Source organism: Streptomyces sp. NBC_00028, from assembly GCF_045041065.1.
Lineage (GTDB): Bacteria > Actinomycetota > Actinomycetes > Streptomycetales > Streptomycetaceae > Streptomyces.
This window is the reverse complement of the sequence record NZ_CP108293.1, coordinates 577973-601563: the sequence shown is the minus strand read 5'-3', so window position 1 is coordinate 601563 and position 23591 is coordinate 577973. Positions and strand designations below refer to the sequence as shown.

The window sequence follows — 23591 nt, the reverse complement described above, 5'->3', positions numbered from 1 at the left end:
ACCACCGGTCGGCTGATATTACGATCGTCGGGAGGGCGGCGAACTACCGTCCCTTCCGGGCGACTTGACTGCGCCTGGGGCATTAACCCGATGTTCAGCGGTGCGCCGACCGGTGTTTCCGTGCCCTGTCAGCACCATCTTCGGAGAGGCGTGAGTCAGCCCGATGACTGACACTCAGGTGGCCGAGCTGTGCCGTCTGACGGTCCGTGCCCCGGCCAGGACCGTCGACCTCGCCGTGCCCGCCGACGTCCCCGTCGCCGACCTGCTGCCCGCGGTCCTCGGCTATGCGGGCGACGACCTCGAGGAGGCCGGACTCGACCACGGGGGCTGGGTGCTCCAGCGCCTGGGCGGCGAGCCACTGGACGAGGAACGCACCCTGGACGCCTACGGAATGCGCGACGGCGAGACCCTCTTCCTGAGGCCTCGCACCGAGGCGCTGCCCGAGGTGCATCTGGACGACCTGGTGGACGGCATCGCCACCACCATGCGCCAACACCCCTACGGCTGGAGCCCGCGGGCGGGCCGTCGGCTGCTGCTCGGGATCGTCGTGGCGGTGCTCGGCGGCGGGCTGCTGCTGGCCGCGCTTCCCGGTGGCTCGGCGCTTCCCCGGGCCGTGTTCGCCTCCGTCGCCGGGCTGTTGCTGCTCGCCGGCGCGGGTGCCGCGAGCCGGGCGGTGGGGGACGCCGGGGCCGGAGCCGTCCTCGGCTTCATGGTCGCGCCGTACCTGGCGCTGGCCGGCTGGCTGCTGCCGGGCGGCGAACTGAGCGGCAGGCACGCCTACGAGGCACTGGGCGCACGGCTGTTGTCGGCGAGCGCGGCCGCGACCGGCGGTGCCGTCCTCGCGCTCGCGGTCGTGGCGGCGTTCGCCGCGTTCTTCCTCGGGCTCGCCGTGATCGCGGTGTTCGGCGCGGTGGCCGCGGCCCTGATGCTGGCCGCCGATCTGCCGCCCGCGCACGTCGCGGGGATCCTCGCCGTCGTGGCGGTGGCGCTCGGCGCCTTCGTCCCCTCGCTGTCGTTCCGCATGTCCGGCATGCGGATGCCTCCGCTGCCCACCAACGCCCAGCAGTTGCAGGAGGGCATCGACCCCCATCCGGCGTCGGCGGTCGCCGAACGGGCCGTCCTCGCCGACGGCTGGATGACCTCCCTGTACGCGGCGGTCGGGACGGTCGCCGCGGCCTGTGTCGCGGTCCTCGCCCGCGACGGCGGGCTCGCCGCGGCGATCACCACGGCGGTGCTGTCCCTGCTGCTGGTGCTGCACGCGCGCGGGCTGGGCAACGTCTGGCAGCGGCTGTCCCTGGCGGTCCCGGGCGTGGCAGGGCTGCTCCTGCTGGTCCTCGCCGACGCACCCGACCTCGCGCCCGGGACTCGGCTGGGCGTGGCCACGGGGCTGCTGGCGGTCGCGGCGGCCCTGGCCATCGCGTCCTGGACCGTGCCCGGCCGCCGTCTCGTGCCCTACTGGGGCCGCGCGGCGGAGCTGCTGCACTCGGCCCTGGCCATCAGCCTGCTGCCGCTCGCCCTGTGGGTGCTCGGCGTCTACGGCGCGCTGCGCTCCCTCAACGGCTGAGCGCGCTGCCGAGGACCGGATCGAGGCCGCTCGACGGCCGAACCCACGCTGAACCGAAAGGCACCGAACGCCGCCATGCAGTCCCGACGTGATCAGGTCCAGGCGCACATGTTCGTCATGGGGCGGCTCACCTCCAGCATGCTGCGCGCGGATCCGGACGCGCCCGAGAGCCCGCAGGGACGGACCAACCGCGGAGTGGTCATCGGTGTGGTGATCGCCGTGCTGCTCTCCGCCGGGGCGTTCGTGCTCGGCATGCTCAAGCCGGGAGCCAAGGACTCCTGGCAGGAGCCGGGCACGCTCGTGGTCAACAAGGCGACCGGGTCGCGCTATCTGTATCTGGACGGCCGACTGCGGCCGGTGCGCAACTACGCCTCGGCGCGGCTGCTGGCGGGCGCCGACATGACGGTCGCGACGGTCGGGGCGGGCTCCCTGAGCGGTACGCCCCACGGGGCGCCCGTCGGGATCACCGGCGCCCCTGACGCGCTTCCGGGCAGTGGTGAGCTGGACGACGGCCCCTGGCAGGTGTGTTCGGGCAGCGTCGCCGGTTCCACCGGCACCACGCTCGCCGTCGGCGTGCCGGCCGACGCCGCGGGCCTGCCCACCACGCAGGCGCTGCTGGTGACCGGGCCCGACAAGGCCGACTATCTGGTGTGGAGGGGCAGCAAGCTGCGGCTGGACCGGGACGCCGACGCCCGCGAGGCCCTGGGATACGGCTCCACACCGCGCGTCGCCGTGTCGGCGGCCTTCTTGAACTCCGTGCCGTCCGGCCCCGATCTGACTCCGGCGGAGGTGCCGGGCCTGGGTGCGAAGGGCCCCGAGCTCGGCGGCCGGAGCACCCGGATCGGCGAGGTCTTCCGCGTCACCGTGCCCGGCTCCGCGGAGCGCTACTACCTGTTGCGCCGCGAGGGCCTGGTCCCCCTGACCGCCACCGGCGCGGCACTGCTGCTCGGCGCCCCGGACGTCCGCGAGAAGGTCTACGAAGGGCGCGCGGCACGGGTCGAGACGCTGGGCGCGGACGCGCTGAGCGGTCGTCTGGCGCCCGGGGCCGACACCTCGGTCCAGGACACCGACCGGCCCGCCGCCCCGCCGCAGATCGTCGGAGTCGAGGAGGGCACGACCGCCTGCGTCCGGGTGCAGCCGGGCGGCAAGGGCCCGCGCATCAGCGTCGCCCTGGTCGCGGCCGCCGACCTCGGCCCGGCGGCCCAGGCCCCGCCGGAGGGGCTGACCCCGGCCTGTGTGCCGGTCGGCAGGATCACCGTGGCGCCGGGCGGCGGGGACCTGGTGCGGGTGCTCGGCGCGAGCGGCAGCGAGGTCGGCGGCACGCTCTACCTGGTGACGGACACCGGGATGAAGTACCGGGTGGGCTCGGCGCAGGCGCTGACGGCGCTCGGTTACGCGGAGAGCCAGGCCCGCGGGCTTCCCGCACCACTGCTCGCGATGCTGCCGACCGGGCCCGATCTGACCCCCGAGGCGGCGGCGCTGGGGACGAGCACCACGACGGCACCGCGCTGCGGAACCGGTGGGGCAGGCGCTGCCGCGGACGGCCCGGCGGCTGGTGCGCCCGCGGCTGAGCCACGTGGCACCGGCGCCGCGCGAACGGCCGGTGGACCGGACGGGGCGGAAGCGGACGGGGGATGAACTCTTGGCGTCATCCCATCGCCCGGGTTGGCCAGACGGCCGCGAGGTGAGGTAGACCAAAAATCATTCAACTCACCATCATCTAAGCTCACTTACTCACCCTGAACCTCAGGAGGCGCGGCCCCCCATGACAACGCCCACCGGTAAGCAGCAGTCAGAGGAACAAGCGACACGGAATGGCGTCACCGCGCTGGAGCAGGCCTTCGCCGGCGTGCAGCGGTGCCGTCAGGACGTCGACAACATGAAGAACACCCTGTCGTCGGGGTACGCCGGCAGCGACGGCGGCGCGTTCCAGCAGCTGCTGGAACGCTGGGACCAGCAGGCGGAGATCATTTCGGTCAACCTGAACAGCATGATCGACACTCTCAACGAGACGCTCCGCGCGAAGGGCCTGCAGCAGGGCTCGGCGGTTCAGTCGATCCAGCAGGCCTACGACCGCTCCGAGGCGATCTTCAACGAGCTGGCGGGCTGACACCCCCTCCGGCCCCTGTGCCCGACAAGCCCGCAAAGCCCGCCAAGAGACGAGGACAGCCATGCCCGACTTCACCGACGGACTCATCTACGTCGACTACTCCCACATGGAGAACGCCGCCGACGACATGGTCCAGCAGACCAAGGCGATCGACAGCATCCTCACCAACCTGGAGGCGGAGCTCCAGGAGCTGCGCAACACCTGGGAAGGCGAGGACCGCTCCGTCTACACCGAGAAGCAGGCCGCCTGGGACAACGCTGTCGAGACGATGAAGCGGATCCTCGCCGAGAACTCGGCCCTGCTCACCGATGTCTCCGGGTCCTACAAGTACAGCGAGAACTCCCTGACGCAGCTGTGGCAGAGCGTCCGCATCGGCGGCTGACCGCCCTCACTTCCCCCGCGGCCCCATGACCCCGGGGCGGTAACCGACAGGCGCAGCATCCCAAGGAGTACGGCATGGCGGAGACCGCCCCCACGGTCAATCTGAACAAGGCCTGGCTGCAGAACTTCCTCGACAACGACGTGATCCCGTTCGCGGACGAACTGCGCAAGATGGGCCTGGAAGGCACGGCGCCGGGAGACACCACCCTTGCGGTGCCGGCCCTCGTCGATCTGGAGGAGGGGGGAGGCAGCCGGGCGGGCTTCCTCACCGGCCAGGACAAGAACCCGATCGCGATCGGTCTGATGGCCGGTGACAACAGCTGGACCAACGGGCAGTACGTGGTGAAGGCGTTGAACGCCTTCATCGGCGAGGTGACCGCGATCCTCAAACAGCAGGGTGAGCTCTTCGAGGAGATCCAGGACGGCCTGGAGGACACCATCGAGAAGCTCTTCAAGGCCCGTGACGTGAACCTCGACAAGATCAAGGGCGAGGACTTCCTCGACTTCTTCGAGGACGTGGACAGCATCCTCTCGGAAGGGTCCGGTTCGGGAGACGGCGACGAGAACGACTGATCTCCGAAACCGCCACCGCTCACCGCCCCGCCGCCGGTCCGACCACCGGCCCACCTGATGGAAAAGGCCCTTCGTCATGGCTCTCGACCCCAGCAAGATCACTGGTGATCTCAGTGCGACGAACGACCACTGGCACGAAGCCATCAAGCTGTTCACCGGCTACGTCGCACCGGCGCGGGACACCCTCTTCGACACCCTGGTCGGCAACGAGGGCATCCCCCTGATGAAGGTCGAGATATCCGACGTCTCCCAGGTGGACTACGTCGACACCGAGGATCTCAACTGGCTCTACGAGAACGCCGGTTACCGGATCCAGAACACCGACTTCGTCATCCCCTTCTACCGCACGAGCGGGAACGGCGGAGCCGGGTCGGACGTGACGATGCACAAGGCGCGCATCACCCTCCTCGGCCAGAAGAGCGGGGACGACCCGCCGTCCGGCGGCTATGTCGAGGGCGGCACCTTCAGCAGCCAGTACGACAACCACCTGGGCATGGGCAAGCCCACCTGGGACACCCGGCCGCTGGCCCAGTACAGCTACGGCACCGGGCTCGCCCTCGAAGCGCTGCTCAACAAGCCCGAGGGCACCCACGGCTTCTCGTGGAACGAGGTCTCCGTCGACGAGGCGGCGTCCGTCACCCTGAACAACTTCGACGTGGTGGCCGGGGCGTTCGACCGGGCCGCCAAGTTCTTCGTCGACCAGCAGAAGAAGATCGAGGAGTGGCAGACCCGGGTCGGCCTGGAGAAGAACGACGCCTGGCGCGGCACCGCCGCCGGTGTCTTCTGGGACCTCGTCAAGAAGCTCAACAAGCAGTACAGCGACTACGCCGACGACATGAGTCCCAACGGCAGCTACTTCTCCAAGCAGGGCAACGAGATCCGCGACGCCAAGAAGGCGCTGCGCTCAGCCGCCTGGGACCTGCACACCAGCTGGGCCACCTGGGAGTACAAGGACGGCAATCCGCTCAGCTGGCTGCACGCCCTGCTGTCCCGCATCACGAAGTACGTGTGGGACCACAACATCACGAAGATCACCTACGAGATCGTCCCCAGCTACTCGGAGGCTCCCTCGACGGTCAACTACGTCGCGGAGGCAGGGTTCGACAACAACGCCAAGGACCCCGGCGACGCGAACACCCCCGCCCGCGAGTTCGGTGACCTGAAGGACCTCGCCACCTGGGCGAAGATCGGCAACCAGGCGCTCCTCGACTGGCAGAAGTCCGTCGTCGACCAGCTCGACAAGGCCGCCGTCGCCGCCCTGAAGGACGTCAAGGACGCCTGGAGCAAGTCCACTTTCGACCTCGGCGACATCAAGTCCCGTGGCGGCAGCTCCCTGGAGGAGGGCCTTTCCAAGGACGAGGCCGAGGTCAAGGAGGAGGAGGCGGAGAAGAAGGCGGCCGAAGCCGCCGCTCAGCAGGCCGCCTACATGCAGTGGATGAAGGACCAGGCGGCCAAGGCCGAGGCGGAGGCCGCAAAGGCCAAGGCCGAGCAGGAGGCCAAGGAGAAGGCGGCGGAGGAGAAGGCCGCCAAGGAGAAGGCCGAACAGGAGGCCAAGGAGGCCGCCGCCAAGGCCGAGCAGGAGGCCAAGGAGAAGGAGGCCGAGGCCAAGGCGGAGCAGAAGGAGAAGGAGCAGGAGGCCAAGCAGGCCGAGGCGGAGAGAAAGGCCGAGGAGAAGGAGGCCGCCGCCAAGGCGGAACAGGAGGCCAAGGAGAAGGAGGCCGAGGCCAAGGCGGAGCAGAAGGAGAAGGAGCAGGAGGCCAAGCAGGCCGAGGCGGAGGCCAAGCAGGAACAGAAGGAGAAGGAGGCCGAAGCCAAGGCCGCCGAGGCGCAGGCGCGTCAGGAACAGCTCCAGATCGCCCAGATGAACCAGTCCAAGGCCGAACAGGAGCGCCAGCGCAAGGAACAGGAGCAGAAGGAAGCCGAAGCCGAGGCGAAGGCCGAACAGAAGGAGAAGGAAGCCGAGGCCAAGCAGGCGGAGCAGGAAGCCAAGCAGGCCGAGGCGGAGAAGAAGGCCGAGGCCAAGCAGGCGGAGGCCGAGGCCAAGCAGGAGGCCAAGGAGAAGGAGGCCGAGGCCAAGGCGGAGCAGAAGGAGAAGGAACAGGAGGCCAAGCAGGCCGAGGCCGAGAAGAAGGCCGAGGAGAAGCAGGCCGAGCAGGAGGCCAAACAGGAGCGGCTCCAGGCCGAGCAGGAGAAGAAGCAGGCCCAGGCCGAGGCCGAACAGCGGCAGTTGGAGCAGGAAGCGGCCAAGCGGGAGCAGGAGGCGCTCGCCCAGTACGACGACGCGCGCCAGGACATCCTCAACAACGGCGACCCGTCACAGCTGTCGCCCACCACCATCAGCGGCCCGGTCAACGACGCCACTCTGGACCTCCCCGGCGGCGGCGAGACCCACATCGACTCCTCCGGGCGCGTGGTCACCGAGTACCCCGACGGCAGCTCCACCACCATCGACCCGCTCACCCACAGTTCCACCGTCACCCGCGCCGACGGCACCACCCTCTCCGGCCCGCTCAACACCGGTGATCTGCTCACCAATCCGGACGGCAGCGTCACCCACCTCGACGCCGGCGGGCACGTGGTCACGGAGTACGCGGACGGCACCGTCCAGATCGTCGACCCGGACACCGGCGCCACCACCATCACACTCCCCGACGGCACGACGTCCTCCGGCTATCTCAACGGCGGCGACCTGCCGACGTACGGCTCGTCCGCAGGCTCCCAGCCGTCGTACGACCAGCCCTCCTACGAGGAGGAGCTGTACGACGACACCCCCTACCAATCCCCCCTGGACTACGGCTCGTCGGACACCGCCCAGACCGCGTCGAGCAACCGTCAGCAGCTGAACACGGGTGCGTTCCCGGGCCTCGCCACGACCGGTGGCGGGCAGGACGGCGCGGCCGGCACGGGGTCGTCCACCGGCAGCGGAACTCCCATGGGAGGCATGCCGATGGGAGGCATGGGAGGCATGGGCGCGGGCGGCGGCGCGGGTAACAACGACGGCGAGCGGGTCCGCAACGTCATCGACAGCGACGTCATCAGCAACCGCCGCACCCGCACCGGTTCGGGCGCGGCCCGCGGCAACGGCGGCTACGCGGACGACGAGGTGCGGGTGGCGGCGAGTGGCCCCACGGCCGGTGCGACCCCCTTCGTCCCGCCGGCCGGCGGCCAGGGAGCGCCGGGGCGGCCGGAGACACAGAGCGGAAACCGCGCCCGGGAGGCGTGGGAGCCCGAGGACGAGGACGTCTGGGGCGCGGACGAAGGAGGCGCACCCGCCGTGATCGGCCGATGAGCGAGTCGATGAAGCAGAAACTGGCCCAGGCCATGGCCGAGTTGGAGGCCGTACAGGAAGCCGTGGCACGCGCCGAGGGCGAACTGAACCAGGCCTCGGCCACCGCGCGCTCCCGCGACCGCACGGTGGAGGCCACGGTCGGCGCGCAGGGAGAGCTGACCGGGCTGAAGTTCCTCGACGGCCGGTTCCGCAACCTGCCCGGCCCCCAGCTGGCCGCCTCGATCCTGGAGGCCGTGCAGGAAGCCCGCGCGCAGATGGCCCACCGCGTGATGGAGACCTTCGCCCCGCTCACCCAGCGGGAAGGCGGCGGCGCCACGGGAATCGGCGGCATCGACATCGACTGGGACCGCCTCTTCGGCTCCGCGCTGGAGGACGGCACGGGGACCGGCCGTGGCCGGTCGGCCAAGGACCGGCTGCGCGACGAGATCCACGAGGACCCCGACGACAACCAGCCCCGAGGACAAGGACGGCAGCCATGAGCTCGGACAGGTACGAGGCGAACCCCGCCGGTCTGCGACAGGGCGTCGAACTGATCGGGGTCCTGCCGGACCTGGCCAAGAAGGCCGGGGACGACTTCGTCGCCCAACAGGCCGAGTACCAGGGGGCGTACGGCTACGACGACGAGTTCTACCAGCAGAACTTCCCGGCCTACACGGAGGCCAACGAGACCCTGCTGTCCGTGTTCCGGGAGTACGGCAACGCCTTCGCGTACCTGGGATCCGCCACCCTCGGCAACCTGCGCAACATCGAGGGCACCCAGCAGGACGCGCTGGAGGGGATCAACCTGCAGAACAACCGGCTGGATTCCTTCGAGGACGGCTCCGGGTCCGGGAAGCACTGAATGGAGGAGATCAACTTCCCACCGGACGTCCGGAAGATGCTGTTCGTCCTCATCGGTGAGATGCCGTTGCAGGCCAGGGAGAATCTGCTCTACGCCAGCCGCGAGCTCTACAGCTACTACGGCAGGAACCTCACCAAGCTCAGGGACACGGCCCGCGAGACCATCCAGAAGTCCCGGGACTCCCTGCCGCCCGCGGTCGCGGAACAGTACGTCCAGGGCCTCACCATGCTGATCGGCGAGGGCCGCGGCAACGACCCCGTCCAGCGGGTCCTCGACCAGATCACCGACCTCGAGAACCGGCAGATCGACCTCTCCCAGAACGTCCAGGGCGCCAAGTGGGAAATCATCGCCGAGATCATCATGCTGATCGCCGAACTGGCGATCCTCACGGCCCTGATGGCGTTCACGGGCGGCGCCTCCGTGTCGCAGATCTTCCTGGCCCGGGCCCGGAGCAGGTTCGCGGTCCTGATGATCATCGACCGGCTGCTGACGATGACCCACATCCTGCCGACCCTCACCGAGGCGGTCACCGAGGCCCTGCAGACCCTCGCCGTCCGGTTGGCCCAGATCGCCCTCAACAGCGGCCGGCGCAAGCCCGACGGCATCGACTGGGGCGACGTCGGCAAGGCCGCCGCGTTCGGCGCGGTCGTCGGTCTCTTCGGCAGCGTCTTCGAATGGGTCGCGAAACCCTTCAAGTCGATCTTCAAGGACCTCAACGCCGACGTCCTCGACAAGTTCAGGTTCAACCCGAACGACCTGCCCTACAAGCTCCTCAGGAACGGTCCGCCCGAGGTCGTCGGCGCCTTCGTCATCGCCGGCGCCGCCGAGGGGCTCGGCGAGTACATCGTCACCGGTGCCTTCGAGGGCAACTGGGACTTCAAGTGGGAGACGTTCGTCGGCAGCGGCTCCAGCGCCGTCTTCGAACTCGGCGCGTCCGTCGCCCTGGGCGGCGCGGGGCTGTGGGCGTACAACAAGTACTTCGACAACAAGAACACCTTCACCGAGATCAACGACCTGTCCGGGTCCGGTGGGGGAGCGGGCGGCTCATCCGGGTCCGGGTCGGGGTCCGGGTCCGTGAACTCCGGTGGCGGCTTCGGCGGTTCAGGTCCTGCGGGTGTAGTGCCGTCCTCGTCGCCGGTGCTCCCGGGGCCGCTGCCGTCGTCGACCACGTCCGCCACGCCGAGTCGTACGACGCCGAACTCGGCGTTCACTCCCACGCCGTCGCCGTCCGGTCTCGATGCCACGCCCATCGACTACTCGCTCCCGCAGTCCCCGGCGTCGTCGGACATCGAGTCCGTGCTCAACCCTGCCTCGCCGCTCTCGACCACCTCCTCGGCGACCGGTGACTTCACCGACGCCTCCGGTCTCACGCTGCCGAAGTCGTCCGTCGCCCTTCCGGGCCCGGCGGGTACGGACACCGCCGCCACGGCCACCGATTTGGACGACTCGGAGTCCGTGTGGTCGGACACCTCGTCCTCCGACCCGCAGACCATCACGCCCGCGAGCCCCGTGTCGACGGCCACGGGTCCGTCCCACACGCCGGGCATCGGTACGGGCGGCGTCGCGCGCCAGCCTGCCCCGGAAGTCGTCACCGAAGCGCGGGACGAGCACGCCGAGGCGAGACGTGCCGTCGCCGAGGCCGAGGGCAGAGCCGACACCATTCGGCAGCGCGTGGAGACGGGCGTCGGATCGAGCCGCGACGCCGACGCGCTCACGCGAGCCACCGAGGACGTGCGGCAGGCAGAGTCCCACCTCACGCAGACCGAGGAACGCCTGCGGGAGCTGGGGATCGACCCCTACGCCCCGGACCCGCACAGCGGGCAGGTGCCGGTCGTCCGACGCGACGAGGGGCAGCGTCAGTGGATCGCCGACCGCATCACGCCGGCCGACCTGCCCGCCGAGCCGGGCGATGTGACCGACCCGTCCGACCCCGCCGTCCTCGACCAGGTCAAGTCGCTGATGGTGCAGCCCGGGCCCTGGTCCCCGGAGCTCGACACGACGGCGGCCAACGCCACCCGCCGCATCTGGCAGGAGGCCTACGTCGACTTCGCCGACGCCCTGCCGGATGAGGCCAGGGACAACGCCGGGCAGGCCTGGAGCACGGCCGTCTCCCTCGTGCTCCCGCTGGAGCTGCATCCGGTCCTCGCCGACTCGCGGCACGCCCTGGAGTCGTACCAGAGCGCCGTACGGCAGGTGGCCGACGTGCTGGTGACGGGCGGCGGCCGGGAAGCGGCGACCACCCTGGCCGACCGGCTGAGACACGGGCTCGACCTGCCCACCCGGCTGCGCGGCGGCGCCGACGGCGGTGTACCCGCCCCGCCGACGGCGGTGCCCACCGCCGGGGAGGGCGGCTCCCGTTCGGGCCCGCAACCGTTCGCGTCGGACGGCGAGTCCTCGGACTCCGACGACGAGTCCTCCGACTCGGCCGCATCCGAAGACGACGAGTCGGACCTCGACGACGACTCGGACACCGAACCGATCGCCGCACCACCGCGCCGCCCGCCCACGGCGTCCGCACCGGCGCCTGCTCTTGACCCCGATGCCGACTCCGAGGACGAGACCTCTTCCGAGTCCGACTCGGACGAGGAGTCGGACTCCGAGGACGACAGCCCGGTCGCGGCGCCTCTGGCGCGCCCCACGCCGGTCGCCGCGGCGGCGGAGGACTCGGCATCCGAGTCCGAGGAGGACTCCGATGACGACGACGACTCTGACGATGACCCGGACGACCCGGACGACGACCCGGATGACGACCCCGATGATGACGGCCTGGCCCGTCCCGAAGACCTGGAGCGGCTGCGGTACCAGAGCGAGGCGGAGGAGTTCGAGCGTAGGCTCGCGGACTTCCTGTCCGAGCACCCGGACGTCACGGAGGAGGTCAAACGGTTCGTCGCCCTGCTGTGGGAGAAGACGCCGCCGCTGCTGCGGCCCATGCTCGGTTCCCTCGACAACTCCGTGCCCGGCTCGGTCGGCCGGTCCCTCGACGCGCTCGAACAGGTCGTGGAGAACGGCAACTTCCGTGAGCGGACGGTGCTGTTGTGGAACGCCCTGCGCTACCACGTCTTCGACAACCTCCAGAAGACGCGGAAGGCATATCCGCCGCTGATCGAGGCCGACCGGCGCTGGCGCGGCACCCCCTCGGACGGCCCGACGCCGCAGCGCGACCCGAACAGTCTGCGCCCGCCCCTCAGCCAGGCCGAGCGGGACTTCTCCGAGGGCGGCAGCACATGGACGACCGGCGCCGAGCGCTCCGGCATCTCCCACCGGCCGCCCGCCCCGCTGCCCACGGACGAGCGCCCGCTGACCGTGGAGGACTCCCCGCACTACGCCGCCCAGAGCACCGGTGCCCTGCTCATGACCGGCCTGTCCGGTACCGCCTACTTCTGGCTCAACGCGGTCGAGGCGGCCAACACGCAGTGGGACGCGGGCCTCGACCTCGGGCTGATGCGCCTCGCGCTCATCGGCACCCTGCTGGGCAACCGCCACCACTCGCTGCACGAAGTGCTGAAGGCCGCCGAACTGTGGGCCACCGAGGAAGACCATCCGGACCGTCACGACCTGGACTTCGGTTACGACGACTCCTGGGACCGGTACAACCGGCTGGAACCGCTCAGCGAGCAGGACCTGCGCGACCACGTCGCGGTCGGCGGCCGGTTCCCGAACGAACGGGTCCGGGAGTTCTACCAGGGCGGCACCTCCGGCCGGCCACCCCGCTCCGCCGTACCGCGCCTGTCGGACCTGCTGCTCCAGGGCTCCTGGTGGCGCCTGTTCATCGACCCGAACGTGCACGACGAGGTCTTCGCGCCCAGACCCGACGACATCGGCGGCCACCTGGACCGCACCAAGTACCCGGGCTACCGCAAGGGCATGACCGAGCTGTACGCCGAGGTCCTCGACGGCGGCAGCGGCGACCGGGACTGGACCCGCGTCGACGTCGCTGCCTACGAGGAGATGCACGACCTCGCGACCCGTCATCTGACCGACGGCGGTCAGAACAGGTCCACCACCTGGTCGGGTTCCTCGATGGTCACCCACCGGGGCACGGGAGTGGAACGCCTGGCGGCGGACGTCGGTGAGGAGACGGTTCTCGGACGCCCCCTGCTGGTCGACTTCAACGCGCAGCAGCCGGGTGGCCCGCGACCGATGATGGTCTTCTGGCTGGGGGGCCGGGTCTCCAGCAACTACACCGTCGAGGACGCCCGCAACGCCGTACAGGAGCTGCTGGACCGGTACTACGACGAGGTGGCCGTCGCGGTCAGCCCCGACGACAAGCTGCGGGCGATCGCGCGGGTGACCCGTGCGCTGCAGATCCTCCAGCCGTTCACGGACGCCAACAGCCGGGTCAACGTCCACACGCTGATGCAGAAGTTCCTGCTGGAGCAGGGCTTCCGGCCCGCCGTGCTGATGAACTCCCACTCGCTGTTCCTCGGCGGGTTCTCGGTGCCGGAGATCGCCGCCCACCTCAGGGACGGCATGGAGCTGTTCGACCAGCACCTGCGGTGGGCGCGCTGGGACGGCTTCAACCAGTTCGGCGGCCCGCGCGACACCCGGCTCGTCGACGGCCTCGCCCAGGAGATGGGCCTGACCGGCGACTCGCCGGGAGAGCTCCGTCGCCGGGTGGTCGACACGGTACGGACCGCCAGGGCCATGTTCGGCGACGAGATCCCCGGCAACGACCAGGCGGGCCAGGCCAGATGGCTGGGGGCGTTCCAGCGTCTGCGCGACACGGCGGGCACGCTCTTCCCTGAACTGTCCGGACCCGACGCGATCTCCGAGTACGTCTCCCGGGTCTATGAACTCGGCCCCGACGACGACCTTTTCGACGAACACGTCCTGGCGACGGTCGAGTCCGTGGGCGGCCTCCCGGCCGACGCGGGTCCGCTGGACATGGACGTCGTGCGCGAGCACCTGCCCGAACTCGCCGACGATGACGATGCGGCGCGGTCGGAGACGGCCGGGGCCGTGGCGGAATCCGATGACGATGCGGAGGGCGACTCGGATGACGACGCCGATTCCGATTCCGACTCGGACTCCGACTCCGGCTCCGGCTCCGATTCCGGCTCGGACCAGGGCTCGGACTCCGACGACGACTCGGATTCCCCTTCCGCCGCCCCACCGCTCCTGCTGCCGCAGACCGCGTTCGATCCAAGTGCGCCCGCCGGCGGCACCAGGACCGCGCCCGCGCCCCGCGCCCCCGCCACCGAGGCGCCGCTGCTTCTGCCCTCGATGGCCTTCGACCCGAACGCGGGCTCGGGCGGCGGGCGGCGGGGCGGGCTGCGCGGTGGATCCCGGGACAACGGAGTCGACCCGCTGGCGTCACGCTGGCCTGTCGGGCGCGCCGTGACCCTGATGGCACCCCGGCGCGCCTCGGAAGGTGAGACCGCCCCGGCCGTCGTGCCCGTGGGGACCGTGCCGGTGCACCAGGGCAAGGGCAAGAACACGCCACAGGAGGCATGGTTCCCGGTCACCCTGCGTGAACCGTCCGACCCTCACGACTCGGCGTCGGTCCGGTCCGGCTCGTCGGCCGCCGCGTCCCTTGGGTACGAGGTCAGTGACACGGGCCGCGTCAGGCTGCCCGACGGGATGGAGTTGAGCGCGGAGGGCTGGGTCGGCTTCGGCGACGACTTCGTCCATCTGCCGTCGGGGGCGTATCTGCGGGGCGACAGCGGCTGGATCGGCCGCGTGGAGAACATCGACGCCCTGCGTGACGTTCTGGACGAACTCGACCCCGACGCGGCCCCGTACAGTCTGGTCGCGGACCGCTCGAAGGGCGTGTTCCTGACACCTGAGGGAGAGGGTTCCCGGGCCGTCCACCTGCCGCTCGACCTGCCCGCCCAGGTCAAGCGTGACGCCCCCGTGCTCGATCCCGCCCTGCCGGCCCCCTCCGCCCAGCGGCGCGCCCCCGCACAGCTCGACGCCGACCGCACCATGCCCGCGTACGTCGATGATCTCGAAGCACTCCTGCCGGGCGACCTGACCGACGACGAGCGACGTCAACTCCTGGACAATCCCAGCACCTTCGGCCAGAGCACGGTCGCCCTGCGCGGGATAGCCCAGGTGGTGGACAGGATCCGGCACGAGCTGGGGCGCCGAGCCGGCGCGCGGCCTCGCCATCAGGAGCAACTGTCCGCCGGCATCACGCGGTTGCTCGCACAGAAGCCGAAGTCCCTCACCGATCGCGGGCGTCCGTTCCCGTATCTCAACGAGGACGGCAGGCTGCGGGTGCTGCACATCAGGGCGCGGCATCACGGGAACTGGACGCCGTACGACGACGGCATCGGGCACGCTTCGAAGATCGACAGCATGCACCGGGCCGCGGCGGTCTTCGGTTTCACCAAGAACATGCAGGCCAACTCCCAGTACGGCCTGGGCGGGCCGCTCGGACCCGTCGGCGCGGCGGCTTTCGGGGGCTACGGCCGCCTCGCCTTCCGGTTCGGCTTCATCGACAAGGTCGGCTACACGCTGACGGACCAGCGCCAGAACCAGATGGAGACCCGCACACTCGACGACTCCCGGACCTACCTGGACGACCTCCACTACGAGATGTGGGTCACGGACGCCACCGGGCAGATCGTCACGGACACCGACACCGACACCGACACCGACACCGACACGGACACCGACACGGACACCGACACCGACGCAGGCGACGACGGCGTTGAGATCGCCCAAGTGGTGCCGGTCCGCTTCGAGTTCGGTGTCCGCAACGGCCTTCAGGTGCGGCTCCCCGACAGCGTGACCAAGGTGACGAGTCCCGGTCGTATCCCGAGATCCATCGACCTCGGCCGCGACTCCCAGTACCGCTTCGTCCGGGTGGAGGGCTACGGGCCGGTGGCGGTGATCCGGGACTGGGCCGCCCAGCTCATCGGCGCGCTGCCGGGCAGCACGGCCTACGACGAACTGGACACCTTCTTCTCCGGCGACAGCTTCCAGCGGCACAGCGCCACGATGGCGCGCGGCCGCATCACCACCCCGCCGCTCTTCGCCGACGACAAGAACAAGTCGCCCTTGGGCGTCTTCGTCGTCGAGGAGGTCGTTCCCCGTACCGCCGTACTCTTCGGGGAGACCGACAAGGCCGAGATGCGGGACATCAACACCTCCACGGTCCGCAGCGAACGCAGCCGGGCGCAGGGCAGAAGCGTGCTGCTCCAGGCCGCGGCCGGACCTGCCTTCAACTTCTTCGAGCCGGGCCTGGCCCCGTTCGACCTGCGGCTCCAGTTCGGGCCGAACGCCCAGTACTCCTTCGCCCGCAACCGTCAGGGCGGCCTCGGCGGCGCGGGGTCGCTGAAGTCGGCGGGACAGGTCAAGGGCCCCAGGACCGCCCTGTACGTGGTCGTGAAGTCGGTCCGGGTCCGTCGGGCCGGCGACAGCGGGCCGCCCGCCCAGTTCCTGACCTGGAGCCTGGACCGGATGACCAGCTCCGAGGCGCGGCGGCTGGCCGGCTGGGACGACGGCACCTCGCTCGTCCTGCGGCACGGCGCCGTGCCGTTCGCCCCGGCCTATCTGACGCTCGACCGGCCGCGGACCCTGGGCATGCACCGGGTGAAGGAGTTCGCCTTCGACGACGGCAGCCGTTCCCGGGTGCTGCCGGACGCGGCGGACGGCGTGGGCCGCACCCTGCTGGACGCCTTCGCGGACAGCGTCGTGAACGCCGTCGCCGCCCGGCGCCGGGGCCTGGTCGTCCCCCTCGACCAGCTCAACCTGCCGAAGGGCTGGCGCGCCCGATTCCACGACATGATGCGGCGCGACCCCGGCAGGGTCCTCGACGCGGCCAAGAGCCTGCCCGTGCCGCCCCAGTGGTCGGACCCCGCGAAGTACCACGCGGCCCTCCAGAACACCCTGCAGATCCTCGGTGTGCTGTCCCAGCAGAGCGTCACCGCCGGACTGGAGGCGCTGACCACGGTGGGACTGAGCATCCGGCTCACCGACCCCGGTTCCGTCGGACAGACCTACTACACCGTCTGGGTGCACGGCACGCTGACCGGACGCCGCTACGAGGGCAAGGACCTCAACGAGGGCATACGGTTCAGCGCCCAGGGCGTGGAGCGGATGGACGGCCAGACCAGCGCCAGGCGGGGCGCCGACCTGGGATTCGAGGGCACGCTGTCGGGGCGCGACAACAACGTCGACGACGCGGGGCTGCCGCAGAACACGCTCGGACTGACGCTCGGTGCGCGCAAGGGCTGGCAGCGGGAGGCGGAGACCGGCTTCGGCTCGACCGTCACCAACGAGCCGATGTCGGTGAGCAACCAGCCCACCCACCTGTACCGCTACGACCTCGAACTCACCGCGACCCTGAGCGGGTACTGGCGCCCTCGCGGCCTGATCCGCGGCCTCGGCCTCGGGCTGCCGGGACTGCTGGTCCTCGACGAACCCACCGACATCCTGTTCGGCCGGACGGCACAGGGGCTGCTGCGGGGCGGCGGCCCGGTGACGGGCCAGGTGCTGATCAGCGTGCCCGTCCAGCACACCCCCGAGGCAGACCCGCACGCGGACGGGGCGCTCAACCCGTATCTCGCCGACGAGCCCGCCCCCGTGTCGATGAGTTCGGAGCGCGCCCTCGCCCTGGCGAAGGGCGACCTCACGCTGCCTGACGGCAGCGGCCCGGGCACGGCACGGCTCTCCGGGCGTGGCACCGACCTGTTCCGGGAGCTACGCCGGCACCCGTTCGTGATCGTGAACGTGGTCCTGTCACCCCAGTTGGTGGCGGAGGCGAACCGGGTGCTGCGGGGCGCCTCGGGCAGCGCCTGGCAGCTGGTCAAGGAGGGTGCCCCCACCCGGGAGGCGATCACCCGCGTCTTCACTCCCCAGTACCTGACCGCGAACTTCGACCAGAGCTCCGGCCCGCTGGGCCTGGCGGGCAGCGGTCTGCTCGGCAAGGGGCCCGCCGCCGAACTGTGGGGGACCTTCCGGTACGCGACCACGGTGTCGGGGCTGACCCTGCTCACCGGCTCGATGGCCATGGACACCGAGATGATCCTCGGCGGCACCCGCCAGGCATCCGGCAAGGTCAGCAACACCACCACGTTCGTCTTCGGCGGCCAACTGGGCTACAACGCCGCCCGCGACCCCGGGCACGGCCTGCTGAGCGTCTACGGGCTCGTCGCCAACCCCGTCTCGCGGTCCCGCGCCCGCGGCAGCAACGTCGTACGGACGGTCGTCGCGGACATGAACCGCAAGGGGTTCACCCACCAGGTGCTGGTGGCCGGCGATGTGCAGCACTGGTTCGCGCTCACGACCAGCCGCCTCGGCACGGGCCGGTTCGGGCGGGCCGCCGCGGGCAGTTCGCTCGTTCCGCCGACGCTGGCGGGGGCCGCGGGCACGGAGGTGACGACCCCCGCCGGTCTGCTGGCGCATCTGCCGGAGAAGAGCGCCTACCGGATGGGCCTGATCGACGACGGACTCGGCGACGTCCCCCGCTACACCCGGCACCTCTGGTCGCCCCAACCGTGGCTCCTCGGGGCGCCGTTCGGCACGTACGCGGTGAACTCCCTGGATCCGACCGGCGCGTTGCTCGCCTTCGAGCGGCGGATCGACGGTCTCGGCCTGGACGAGCCGAGCCGGGAGAAGATCCGGCAACTGGTGTCGGCCCGCGCCACCCGGGCCCTGAAGGGGGAGATGGCGACCACCGGGCCGTCGGCGATGGTCGCGGTCAAGGGCTCCGGATGGGGCAGCGTACGGATCGGCACCCGCTGGGTACGGGTGCGGGTCGAACTCGTCGCGGGGACGCCGGAGTTCCACGGGCTCGACCACAGCGTGGAGATGGAGGAGAACCGGCGGGCCATCGAGGCCGTCCAGAAGAACTCGGAGGCGTCCTCCGGGGCGGACCTCGCGCTCCAGACCAGTCAGCTGGTGCAGACCGGCAACGCGTCCGTCGCGGGCGCCGGGCCCACGTACACCGAAGGCGGCTCCTCCAAGCGGACGGTGTCGTCGAGCCACACGACCACCACCGTCACGATCTACCGGGCGGCGTCCACCGAACCGCACGCGGAGATCGTCACCCCGTACACGATGCGGATCACCCTGGAAGCGGACGACACCCCGCAGACGGGCGGCGCTTCAGGGCGCACGGCGGAGGACGGCACGACCACGGCCCTGGACCGGTTCCGGGGCAGGCGGAGGATCGTCGAGGAACACGCGGTCGGGGGCCTGCGCGAGCATGTGCCGCTGAGCCTGATGCAGCCGACGCCGCCGGACCCGGCAACGCCCGGCACAGGCTCGTCCGGCGACCCCTCCGGCACTGTCGCGCCCGGCGCACGCAGGGCCCTGCCCGCCCCGGATCCCGGTGCCGACCCCGCGCTGGCCAGGGCACCCCGGCCGACGCCGGTCCCGCCGGTGCGGCGGCAGGTGACCGTCGTGTACGGGGACGGAGTCCGACGGCCGTTCACCTTCCCCGAGAACGGCTTCCACCCCAGGGCCGTCATCGGGGTGGACAACATCCGCGCCGCGAACGACCTGCTCCTCACGCGGTCCTACGACGCGGGCTTCTCCCTCACCGCCTTGGAGTCCCCGGACGGCCCCGACGCCGCGACCCTGACCGCGCTCCTGCGCACGACCCGGACGACGGGCCTGACACGACTGGGCACCGGCTCCGCGCAGGCCCTGGAGGACGGCACGAGCCACATGGCGGTCACCGCGTTCTACCCGCGCACCCTGGAGCCCGAGGGCTACCGGATCGCGGGGCTGACCGAGAAGTCCTTCCTCGGCACCGACGACGGCGAACTGTCCCTGCACTCCACTCCGGACTTCAGCCGCGCCCTGCTGCTGACCGTCGCCGACGGAAAGAAGCTGGAGGTACTGCGGCGGCACGGCGAGAACGCGGGCACCTCGTCGGCGGGGGAGCACACACAGGGCGGCAACCTCGGCGGCGGTTTCCTGTACGACTCGCCGAGCGGGGTCGGCCTCAACCAGATCGGGCTCTTCGGCCCCGGCCCCAACGCCCTCGACGGCGACGGCATGCCGGTCGGGGACGACCATCTGACCTCCAGGAACCTCAAGCCGAAGACCGCACGCACCTTCCTGTTCGCGATCCCCACCACCTTCGTCGGTGTCGGCGACGTCCACCGCACCTTCAAGGACTCCAAGGCCGTGACCTTGCTGCGCGGGACCTTCGGCCACGTCCGGCCGGGGCCGCAGGCCATGGAGTCCGAGGCGTACGTCGTCGCCTGGGTGCGGGAGGACGTCGCCCGCGAGCTGTCGCTGATCACCGACGAGAACTTTCCCGCTTCCGTCGGCACGTCCTGGGACGCGGTGGGGAAGGCGAGCAAGGGCTGGGTCGACGCCGACCAGGCCTACTGGAAGAAGCGGCGTACCGCGATCCACCTGCGCGACGCGGTACGTACGGCCGAGACCGCGGCGATCGAGGCGCGGAACCGCCTCAACCCGCTGCTGGACGCCGCCGAAGCGGCCGACACCGCGTGGGAACAGGCCGAGGCGGACGCGGCGACGGCCCGCGAGGCCGCGCGCGACCTCGACTGGGCGGCGGACGCGCTCGACACGGCCGAGGCTCGCCTGAGGACGGCGCAGGACACCGCGACGGCGGACCGCACCACCGCGGCGGCGCTGGTGACCACGGCGCAGGAGACGCTGGACATGCTGCCCGGCTGGGCCGAACTGCCCGGCAACGAACTGCCCCCCGACCATCTCGAACAGGCCACCGCCGACCTGGCCGCCGCGCGACGGCGAGCGGACGAACTGCGTGCCGCGGCCGACCGCGCCGTCGGGACCGCCCGCCGCACACGCGAGGAGGCCGCCGACCGGCTCGCCGTGCTGGAGCAGGCCGCATCCGGTCGGACCACGCCGCTCACCCCGGCCGCCGACGCCGCTCGGGCCCGGCAGACCGCTGACGCCCGCCGTGAAGCCGCCGACCGACGCGTCACCGGCGCCCGCACCCGGCAGACCGCGGCGGCCCGACGGCTCGATCAGCCCGCGCGGGCCGAGGCGGCGGCCACCGAACGCCTCCAGGCGGCCCGTGACGCCTTCGAGGCCCGACGCCAGGATCTGGAGCGGCTGAGGGCCGCCGCGGACACCGCCGCGGCGGAATACCACCGAGTGCGGGCCGCGACCGACCAGCTCACCCGCTGGCACCGGCTGGCGGCCACCGTGGAGGGCAGACGGCAACTCGACGGCCTCGAAGAACCCCCGGCCGTGACCTACCAGGCGCCGCCGAAGCCGACCGTGCCCCCGCCCCCCGAGCGGCCCCGCTACACCCGGACCGTCACCGAGGAGCACACCGTCCTCACCGCGCCCGGCGGCCGGCAGACCTATGTGCTCAGTGAGGTGGACCACGACGGTGACGCCTTCTTCCACGCGCTCCTGCACGGCCTGTCGGGCGCGACACCCGAACTGCTCGCCGCGGCGGGCATCGACGCCGCGAGCCCGGACGCCGTCACTCAGCTGCGCCGAAGGCTGGCCGCCCGGCTGACCGATCCGGCCGACGTGGATCTGCTGGCCTTCGTGACCCCCGACGACACCGATTCCTTCACCGCGCGTGAGGTGAGCGACGCGGGCCTGGACCTCGGCACGGACACGCCGGCCCGGCGCGAGTTCGAGGCCCTGGGCGTCATCCCGCACGCCGCCGACCTGAGCGCGGAGGCCCGCGCGGGACTCGCGGTCGCCCAGTTGCTGCGGCGCGGTGACGCCGCGACGGAGCGTGGCTGGAACCACTCCGCCGCCGACCTCTTGCCGATGCTGGCCGCGCGGACCTTCGGCGTGCGGATCACCGTGGTCCGGGCCGACGGGACCTTCGACCACTTCGACCCGGCAAGTGCCAGGGAAGGAAGGGGACTTGAGGGCCTGATCGACGACGCCGGAGCCCCTCGCCCGCATGTCGTCCTCAGCCTGGCCGACCGCCATTACCAGCCGGCCCGGCCCCTGGGCCAGCCGCCCGTGACGGAGGCGGAGACGGCACTGATCAAGGCCGCGGCGCCGGTGGTCGACGGGGACACCACGGCACGGACCTCGACCGGCGGCGACTCCACCTCCGTAGCGCCGCCGGTGCCACCCGGGGGATCACCCCGCAGGGTCGACACCGACGGCCGCTCCTTCACCGTAGGACCGGTGCCCGGCGACGGTGACTGCCTGTTCCACGCGGTGCTGGACAGCATCGCGGCGCAACACCCTGGCCGGCCGGCACCTGGTCCGGCCGTGCGGCAGGTGCGGGACGACCTCGCCCACTGGTACGCGGAATCGGCCGACGCCGCTGCGTTCCGAGCCCTGCACGCCGCCCAGGACCCCGTGGAGACCCTGGTCGCAGACCTGTTCCCCGGCCTCACCGCGTTGCAGGATCTGCTGGGCCACAGCGACCCGCCCGACCTCACCGACGAGCAACGCGACGGGATCACCCGGCAGTTGTCGCACGAGCGGCGCCGGGCGGACCTGCGCGCCCTGGCGGCCGACGACCAGGAACGCGAGCTGTTCTCCGGTTTCCCGGCGGCAGCCGTCGCGGAACTTGTCCCCGCTGCCCCGGCCGACCCGTGGCAGTCGGAGCCGGAACGGGCCCGAAGCCTGACCCGGCGGGCCCAGGCCGCCACCCTGCGCGCAGAGGTGCTGAGCCTGCTGCGCGCTCCGGCGGGCGGCGCACGGGCGGACGCGGTGTGGCGGCGGATCCGGTCCTCCCTGCTCCCGGAGTCCAGGGCCCAGATCCCGGCGGACCGCCACGCGTTCGCCACCACCGGGTACGGCGCTCTGGTCGCCCGGTCGCTGGCGTCCCCGGCGCTCTGGCACACCCCGTTCTACGACGACGCGCCCGCGCTGCTGGCCCACCGGCTGGGCGTGCGGCTCGTCCTCGTCCAGCCGGCAGCCGACGGGGACCACACCCTCGTGGACCTCGCCCCGGACGCCACCGGCCCTGTCGTGTACGTCCACTACAACGGCCGGGACCACTACGAGGCGCTCATCCCCACAGCCCCCGCACCCACCGGCACCGCCCCGGCCTCACGGCCGGAACGAGAGGACCGGCCGGCCCCGCCGCCCGACCTGACCACGCGGGACGCGGAGACACGCGACCGGCTGGCGAACCTCCTTCGCCGGCACGGCGCGGACGAGGCCGACGCGGCACGTCTGACGGCCGGGCTGTCGGCGGCGACCCTGGCGCGACTGCGGGCCGAGACCGGCGCGCTGGCTACCACTGTCGGCGGGCCGATCGAGCCGGAGAAGGCGACAGAGCACACCGTCGCCGCGGGTGAGGAGAGCCGGGCTGCCGCACCGCCGGCGCCTGTCTGGAGCGAGTCGGGCGTCCTCACCCTCGGCGGTGCGCCGTTGCACCTGCATGAAGTACCGGGAGACGGCGACCGGTTCACCGAGGCGCTGGTCCACGCGCTGCGGGCCGACCCTGCGCAGCTGACTCAGGGTGACGCGGAACTCGTGGCCGCGCTCACGGCGGCGGGCGGACCGGACGCGGTGCACCGCTGGGTCGAGCAGCGGCTCGCCGCCCCTGACGCCGCGGACAGGGCGCCGCGACTCGCCGCCCTTGACTGGCTCGGCGGCAGCCAGGAAGTGTCCACCGCCGACCTCATGAAGGCGGGCGTGGCGCTCAACGCGGAACAACGTGTCTTCGTCGAACTCGGCGGGACCGGCCTTCCCGTGACGGAGGTCGACCTCTCCCTGCCCGAGCGCTACCGGTTGCTGCGGCAGAGCGGGGACGGCGGCCTCGTCACCGAAACGGTCGCCGAACTACTGAGCCAGGAGCTGGGTGTGAGACTCGCCATCATTCAACCGGACGGCGAGGTCAGGCAGTTCGGACCCCTGTACGGGCCTGCTATCGTCCTGGCCCGGATAGACGGTGTCTATCGTGCGGCGACGGCATCAACTTCCCTGTGAGCTCAAGCATGCTGAT

General features: G+C 71.4%; 9 protein-coding genes. All 9 read left to right on the top strand.

Annotated features, from left to right (window positions below):
- The first annotated feature begins 163 nt into the window (after positions 1 to 163).
- The 9 genes from eccD (at position 164) to OG885_RS02625 (ending at position 23575) form a co-directional block, all read left to right on the top strand.
- Positions 164 to 1564: a type VII secretion integral membrane protein EccD gene (gene eccD / locus OG885_RS02665; protein ID WP_405725290.1), complete on the top strand. Its 1401-nt coding sequence runs from the start codon at positions 164 to 166 to the stop codon at positions 1562 to 1564.
- Between the two features lie 75 nt (positions 1565 to 1639).
- Positions 1640 to 3202: a type VII secretion protein EccB gene (gene eccB / locus OG885_RS02660; RefSeq protein WP_405725287.1), complete on the top strand. Its 1563-nt coding sequence runs from the start codon at positions 1640 to 1642 to the stop codon at positions 3200 to 3202.
- Positions 3203 to 3329: 127 nt separating this feature from the next.
- Positions 3330 to 3674: a hypothetical protein gene (locus tag OG885_RS02655; RefSeq protein WP_405725284.1), complete on the top strand. Its 345-nt coding sequence runs from the start codon at positions 3330 to 3332 to the stop codon at positions 3672 to 3674.
- A gap of 61 nt (positions 3675 to 3735) precedes the next feature.
- Positions 3736 to 4056, top strand: a complete 321-nt coding sequence (locus tag OG885_RS02650; RefSeq protein WP_329343124.1) for a WXG100 family type VII secretion target — start codon at positions 3736 to 3738, stop codon at positions 4054 to 4056.
- A 74-nt stretch (positions 4057 to 4130) separates the two neighbouring features.
- Entirely contained in the window at positions 4131 to 4628 is a 498-nt protein-coding gene (locus OG885_RS02645; RefSeq protein WP_405725281.1) for a type VII secretion system-associated protein, read from the top strand.
- A gap of 76 nt (positions 4629 to 4704) precedes the next feature.
- Positions 4705 to 7917: an AAWKG family protein gene (locus tag OG885_RS02640; protein ID WP_405725278.1), complete on the top strand. Its 3213-nt coding sequence runs from the start codon at positions 4705 to 4707 to the stop codon at positions 7915 to 7917.
- Positions 7914 to 8396 (top strand): YbaB/EbfC family nucleoid-associated protein, encoded by a 483-nt coding sequence (locus OG885_RS02635; RefSeq protein WP_405725275.1) that lies wholly within the window; start codon positions 7914 to 7916, stop codon positions 8394 to 8396. Before OG885_RS02640 ends, OG885_RS02635 begins: the two co-directional genes overlap by 4 nt.
- Positions 8393 to 8758 carry a hypothetical protein gene (locus tag OG885_RS02630; protein WP_399964828.1) on the top strand — a complete coding sequence of 122 codons (366 nt, stop codon included), beginning with the start codon at positions 8393 to 8395 and terminating at the stop codon, positions 8756 to 8758. Before OG885_RS02635 ends, OG885_RS02630 begins: the two co-directional genes overlap by 4 nt.
- A complete protein-coding gene (locus OG885_RS02625) occupies positions 8759 to 23575 on the top strand; it encodes a hypothetical protein (RefSeq protein WP_405725272.1) in 14817 nt (4938 codons plus the stop codon).
- The last annotated feature ends 16 nt before the right edge of the window (positions 23576 to 23591 follow it).